Genomic DNA, 371 nt, shown 5'->3' with positions numbered 1-371 from the left:
AGCAGGCGCTGGGTCAGCTGCAGTGTGGCGGTGACGTTGATAACGATCAGCTCTGCGATCTGATGCTCGTCCTGCTGGTCGAGCAGACCTAAGCGATTGACCCCGGCCGCGTTGATCAGGCAGTTGAGCCCGCCGAAGTTCTGCGCCGCGGCGACCAGCGCATCCCGCCCGGCCCGTGTGCCGATGTCGGCCTGGACCAGCTGGATCTGTTGCGGAAAGCGCTTGAGCAGCGGCTCCAGCGGCTCCAGGCGGCGGCCGGCCAGCAGCAGGTGGGCCCCCTCGCTGGCCAGGCGCTCGGCCAGGGCCTGGCCGATGCCACCACTGGCGCCGGTGAGCAGGGCGCGGCAGTCCGTTGGTTGCATGGCGTCACT

At 69.3% G+C, this 371-nt stretch carries 1 protein-coding gene; it reads right to left on the bottom strand.

The window, feature by feature from the left end:
• Nucleotides 1-371 (bottom strand): SDR family NAD(P)-dependent oxidoreductase (locus J0A65_RS26400; RefSeq protein WP_206597146.1); only part of this gene is annotated, 371 nt, incomplete at both ends.

The organism is Bowmanella yangjiangensis (genome assembly GCF_017255015.1).
Taxonomy (GTDB): domain Bacteria; phylum Pseudomonadota; class Gammaproteobacteria; order Enterobacterales; family Alteromonadaceae; genus Bowmanella; species Bowmanella yangjiangensis.
This window is presented reverse-complemented; position numbering and strand designations above follow the sequence as displayed.